Source organism: Mesorhizobium sp. M7A.F.Ca.CA.004.04.2.1 (genome assembly GCF_004022825.1).
Lineage (GTDB): Bacteria > Pseudomonadota > Alphaproteobacteria > Rhizobiales > Rhizobiaceae > Mesorhizobium.
The window spans coordinates 1-5,284 of record NZ_RZPH01000372.1 but is presented as its reverse complement, the minus strand read 5'-3'; the positions used below and the strand labels follow the sequence as shown (position 1 = coordinate 5,284).

8 protein-coding genes are annotated in these 5,284 nt (G+C 59.7%); 4 read left to right on the top strand and 4 right to left on the bottom strand.

Annotated features, from left to right (window positions below):
- Positions 1–59 precede the first annotated feature (59 nt).
- The gene (locus EN893_RS17545; RefSeq protein ID WP_127269046.1) at positions 60–272 is read left to right on the top strand and encodes an AlpA family phage regulatory protein; all 213 of its coding nucleotides are present in this window, start codon (positions 60–62) and stop codon (positions 270–272) included.
- Between the two features lie 350 nt (positions 273–622).
- Here the strand turns inward: EN893_RS17545 and EN893_RS17540 are convergent, their stop codons facing one another.
- Complete coding sequence (locus EN893_RS17540; RefSeq protein WP_127272212.1) at positions 623–1,288, bottom strand: hypothetical protein; 666 nt, start codon at positions 1,286–1,288, stop codon at positions 623–625.
- Positions 1,289–1,453: 165 nt separating this feature from the next.
- Here EN893_RS17540 and EN893_RS17535 point away from each other — a divergent pair, with 165 nt between their 5' ends.
- Positions 1,454–1,693 (top strand): helix-turn-helix transcriptional regulator, encoded by a 240-nt coding sequence (locus EN893_RS17535; RefSeq protein ID WP_127271801.1) that lies wholly within the window; start codon positions 1,454–1,456, stop codon positions 1,691–1,693.
- A 150-nt stretch (positions 1,694–1,843) separates the two neighbouring features.
- Here EN893_RS17535 and EN893_RS17530 read toward each other — a convergent pair whose 3' ends face one another.
- Positions 1,844–3,163 carry a site-specific integrase gene (locus EN893_RS17530; protein ID WP_128361668.1) on the bottom strand — a complete coding sequence of 440 codons (1,320 nt, stop codon included), beginning with the start codon at positions 3,161–3,163 and terminating at the stop codon, positions 1,844–1,846.
- A gap of 688 nt (positions 3,164–3,851) precedes the next feature.
- Between EN893_RS17530 and EN893_RS17525 the strand changes: the two genes are divergently transcribed.
- On the top strand, positions 3,852–4,100 hold the full coding sequence (locus EN893_RS17525) for a hypothetical protein (protein ID WP_127272210.1): 249 nt from the start codon (positions 3,852–3,854) through the stop codon (positions 4,098–4,100).
- 381 nt (positions 4,101–4,481) lie between these two features.
- Here EN893_RS17525 and EN893_RS17520 read toward each other — a convergent pair whose 3' ends face one another.
- Positions 4,482–4,727, bottom strand: coding sequence for a hypothetical protein (locus tag EN893_RS17520; protein WP_127272080.1), 246 nt, complete (start codon positions 4,725–4,727; stop codon positions 4,482–4,484).
- Between the two features lie 208 nt (positions 4,728–4,935).
- The gene (locus tag EN893_RS17515; protein ID WP_245490852.1) at positions 4,936–5,175 is read right to left on the bottom strand and encodes a DUF982 domain-containing protein; all 240 of its coding nucleotides are present in this window, start codon (positions 5,173–5,175) and stop codon (positions 4,936–4,938) included.
- Between EN893_RS17515 and EN893_RS39290 the strand changes: the two genes are divergently transcribed.
- On the top strand, positions 5,074–5,284 hold a 211-nt coding region (locus EN893_RS39290; protein ID WP_245490853.1), incomplete at its 3' end, for a hypothetical protein. The genes EN893_RS17515 and EN893_RS39290 overlap by 102 nt on opposite strands.

Below are 5,284 nucleotides of genomic sequence, written 5' to 3'. Positions count from 1 at the left end.
GTGTCTGTCCTCTCTGGATCAGGAGCAATCAAGAACAGCCAACAGAAGGCAGCGCGACCATGCTTGAACCAGATCGTATCATCCGCCTGAAAACCGTTCTTTCCCGGACCGGTCTGTCCCGATCCACGATCTATCGCAAGATCGCCAAAGGCACCTTCCCACGCCAGATTCAGATCAGTATCCCCGGTGCAGGCTGGCATGAATCCGATATCAGTCGCTGGATCTCCAATCCCGTTTCGTGGCGTCCACAAGACCAGGGCGACAAGGCGTGATGAGGGTGATGCACACTGCGCGGAAAACTGGGCTTCATCGAGACGCAGCGGTCACGGCGGCGAGGCTATTGCTTGAGCCCAGTGGGCCATGTCCATTACAAGCGTCGCCGAGGCGAACGAACACGGCAAACCAGAAACGATGGTCGGCCTCACGCTCAACCAAGTCAACTTTGGGTCGAACCGCCCAGAACTGGCCGCTTATCTCCTTTCAGAGCCCGCGCCGAATCGGTGGCCGCCCCTCAGGCTGACAGAGCAAGCGTTCAGCGGAGCGGCCGTGACGCCGGCGATCGATCAGGCTTCCCTTGAGGCAGACAGCTTCCTCTCCGCCTATAAGAGCCGTCAGCTATCGATTACCCGATCGATCCGGCGATCGTCGCCGGATCGATATTTATGGTGTGGCGGGCGAGGTCATCCAACACCGATCGGATATGCGGCCAGGGGAAATCGTCTGGATGTTCCCAGTGCTCACCGTCACGCAGGATGACCTCGAGCTTGGCCAAAATGCCTTCGATGGACGTGGCCACTGTCTGCGGTAGATCCTCCAGAAGTGCGCTTTCGGCTGTTTCCGATTGCCGGATCAGTTCGTCTGTTCTCGAATAGCCGATCTCAGCATCAGCAGCGTCCCAGCGCGCCTGGTGTGCCGCGAAATCTGCAAGCGCCCTGCCCAATTCGACTTCATTTTCAGGAGAGTAGGCATCGTTCAGGCTCTCGATGGAATGGAGCGTCACGTTCGTACCATCGGCAAGTCGCACCTCGGCGCAGGGAAAGCCGACGGTCCTGGCGAGGTGTGTCTCCAACTGCTGCTGTTCGTGACACAGCGTCAGTGTCTCATCATGGATCTTTTGCCAGTCGCCACACAGACGAAGAGCAGGATCAGCCGCGCTGCTGCCGTCCGTCAGTTCGGCGGCTCGCGACTTTACCTGGAAGGGCCACGCCGCCGCGGCCGTAGCCGTGCCCGCCAGCAAGCGCCGCCGGGTGACGAAAAACGAACTCATGCTACTGTCGGAATCAGCCATTATCCGAGCTCCTAACAGCTGGGGTTTTGGTGAGGCCGCATCGAGTGTTCGCGCACTCGGTGCGGCCGCTTTCTAAAAACGAAAGGATTGTCTGTTTTTAGAAAGCCATTGTCAACGTTTTCCGAAAAGGCTTGCGATTTTCGGGAGTTATCACCAGTTTGCGGCATGGATTCTTCCCAATGTCGCGCCGCACGAGCGCTGTTGAAATGGACGCAAGAGGATCTCGCCGCCCGCTCCGGCGCGAGTGCTGTTACCATTCGCAATTTCGAAAACGAGCGTTCTGTTCCTCAAACAGGAACGCGATATCTCCTCCAGAAAACGCTTGAGAATGCCGGCATCGAGTTCATTCCTGAAAATGGCGGTGGTGTCGGCGTGCGTTTGTCACGGCGTTCCGAAAGGACGTAGGATCGGTGAAACAGCTCCCGATAGGCAAGGCAAAGCGCGTCCATTAGCCGACAATCATTCGATTGCGGCCGCAGTCAGAGGGATCAACCGCGAAGACTTCGACGAGCGGCAGAAGGGTTTCGGGGTCGAACGGCGACTGCTCAGACCGGTTCATGCAACTGCCTTCGCTCGCAGAGGTTCGATGTGGCTCTTGCCTGCAATGATGCCGGCAAGCCGATCGGCCCAACGCTCCAAGGCATCCCGTTTCTCGCTCATATAGTCGTAGCGCGCATATACCCGCGACGTGACCGTACTCTTGGTCGCCGAAACGTGATTCAACACATGCCCGACGATGAACGGCGAAATGCCGATTTCTTCCATGCCCGTCGCAGCAGATCGCCGAAGGTCATGCGGCGTCCACGGTGCAATGCCCATGATCATCGCTACGCCGCGCTTGCTGATCTCTTCTCGCTTCACTGCCTTCGGGACAGATGCGCCGGTGACTGCTGCACGGGCGCCCGGTCCAGGAAAAACGAAAGGCGGTACCGCCCTGCCCTTGCGCTCCGACAGCGCCTTCACGTCTGCGATCTGATCGCCGATGATCCGGATTGCCATTTCGCACAGCGGGACAATATGGTCGCGGCCGTTCTTCGCGCGCCTGGCTGGTATCGTCCAAAGGTCGCGTGTCAAGTCCAGTTCGCCGTGCTCCATGCCGGCGATCTCGCCAACACGCTGTCCGGTAACCAAGCACAGGCGCAGAATGCGGCGGGGGCTTTCCCGCATGTCGGCTTCGGGCAAGGCCGCCCACATCGTCTTGATCTCGTCGGCCGTCAGCACGCGGTCGCGCTCGACCGTTTCGGTCGGCCTAGCCATACCTTCGGTCAAGTTGTTGTCCAGATCGCCACGACCGCGCCCCCATCGGATCATGGCGCGAATGTCCTCGAACACCCGGTTTGCCTCGACGGCCGCGCCCCGGTCCTTCACCGCGTCGATCGCCTTAGTGATGTCGCGACGATGCAGGTCCGCGAGCTTCACCTCGCCGATGCACCCAGATGATGCCTTCTCGACCTTCTTTCCGTCAGCGTCATAGCCGGACACATTCTTGCGCAGCCGGCGCGCGATCTCATCGACCGACCGCCGCGATGATGCCCGGCGGGTGAGATAGCTCTCGACCAAATCAGAGACGGTCATCGAGGCGGCGTGCGCTTTCTTGGCGGCCACAGGGTCGCCGCCCTCTTGCACGCTTGCACGAGTGTCCTTGGCCTTCTGGCGAGCGCCCTTGTCGGTGCCGAGCGGTGTCTCGGGATAGGTGCCGAGCTTCAACCATTGCCGCTTGTCGGGCGGCCCGTAAACCGCGAACCAGGTCTTTTGCCCACCCGCCGAGACGCGCAGCACAAGACCTTTGACGGTCGTATCGAAATAGTCGGCTTTTCGGCCGGAGCCGGCCTTGGCAGCCTGGCAGAATTTGTCGGTGAGTTCGAGTTTCGGCATCTGTCCAGCGACCAATCTTGCTACAACCGGTTGCCCGGGCCCATAAGTGATCTACAGAATGATCTACATAAAACCACGCGCTTTGTCGATACCGGCTGCGACAGGTCGCGACGGGATGAAACACTAATTTATTGTTATTCAAAGAATTTTTAGAAATTCAGGCTGTCGCACGCTGATCCAGAAAATCACATTGGAAACCCTCTGTTAACCGGTTGGTCGCTGGTTCGAATCCGGCCCGGGGAGCCAAATTTTTCAAGCCCTTGAGACGGTCAGGTCGCCCATAGGGGCTGATCTATGGCATGTCTGCAAAATCGTGGTCAGCAGGTTGATTCTCAACTTGACCTGGCGCCGCTGTCCAGCGCTCTCGATGACGCCGCGGCATCGGGAAGGTTCGCGCGAGCAGGCATAAGGCCTTGCTGCGATCTCGGCGATCTTATCTCTTGTCGCCGTTCGGTTGGGTGCCGGTGCCTCTCGCACATCTCGGGGTGGCGGGTCGACATGCTCAAGCTCGGGCGGGGCTTCTTTGTCCCGGCGTTGCACAGGTACCTTCTCCGGTGCGGGCGTCGATGGTGGCTCTTTGATCTTGCTCGGCATAACCGAGTTAACCGCCCTGCCGGTCTCTTGTTCCGTAGCGAGCAGAAAACCTGAATGCGTGGGGAACCGGGAACATCGAAGAGCGTTTTCTCGCATGCTGAAGAAGATCGCCCTCGCCGCCGTGCTGGTCCAGGTTGCCGCAGTTTCCGCTCTCATCACCCAGACGGTGCTCTTCGCGTCCACGGCCACACAGGCCGCCAACGCGCAGCCCGATGACGCAGTTGCTGTCACCGCCGAGAACGAACGGGACAAGCCGGCGCAGCCTATTGTTGCCGGCCAATGCCCAACGCGGCTTGTGGCGAGCAAGGTCTTCACGGGGAACCTGATTACGGCGCAACAATAGCTCGCCATCGATGCCGGCCATCCGTCGATCCCCCCAATTTAAGTCAGGGCGATGTGCTTGAAAGCGCAATGATTCCTGTTACTTGCGGCGCAGGGCGAGTGCGTTTGGGTTGGGCAAGAATTGGTATGATTTCATCGAATATGGAATGCCCGCGCTGTCATGGCAGCGGCAGGGTTTTCGACTGCTCCAAGTGGCACGCGTCAAACGGGCACTGCTGCCCGCAGGGAACCCATCGGGGCGGCTGCCCCGGAAAGACGGGCGCCTGCGCGGAATGCGACGGCCTGGGGACGATGGCGGAGCCTCCGCTGAGAGCCGTGGCGTAATCCGCGAGAGCGGCCCACGCCGCTGATGACGGCGCGGAGGCGCCCGAACGAGCATATCTTACTCTGTTGGTGTTTCTACGGGTGGTGCGGTCAGAACCGTGATGTCCATCCTGGCAATCTTGGATGCCGCGCGGCCTTGCGCGCCAGCATCCATATCGCCGCCTGCGGCAACCATGATTTTGGCCAGATGTCCCACGGCGTCCGTGCTGCGGCCCGGCGAAAATCCTTCGCCGGTTTGCGGCTTCCCCACTGCCGTTTGTTTTTCCGGGACATGCGGATGTTGACTTGCGATAGCGGAAACCATTGAACCTCCTGTGGCGACGCTTCGAACATTATATTAGCGCTGACTGTTGCGAGGCTGACCTAGCCAGTCGCCAAAAACCGCACCAGGAGTTCGAACAAACGATCGAGCCGCCCCGCTACAAGGTGAACTGGTAGGACAGATCACCTTGTAGCGATGTGAAAACGACGATGCAGGCCCGGCCATCCTGGTAGCGCCGCCCCTATCAAGGCTAAGCGGTAACCCCACCGCGACCTGACCTTGTGCCGTCCATCCAAGGAAACTGAGCAAGCGGGTCCTGCAGGATCTTGACGGATCTTGCGAAGCCGGCGACGGCATCGCGCGCCACCGTCAGCGGAACCTGGCCGTCGTGAGCACGCTGGCAGGCTCGAAAGGCCGTCTCGAAAATCGGACCCCGCCGTTCCCTTGGCCACTCGTCAAAGAAGTCGAACGCGTCGTCGAGGCACCCTATTTCTTGAATGAACTCGCCATTCTTGACCAGGACCGGTTGGTCGAACGTCCTGTCACTCATGTAATCCTCCATTCGGCACGGTGGGTTGTTGTGGTTCGGGAAATCATGC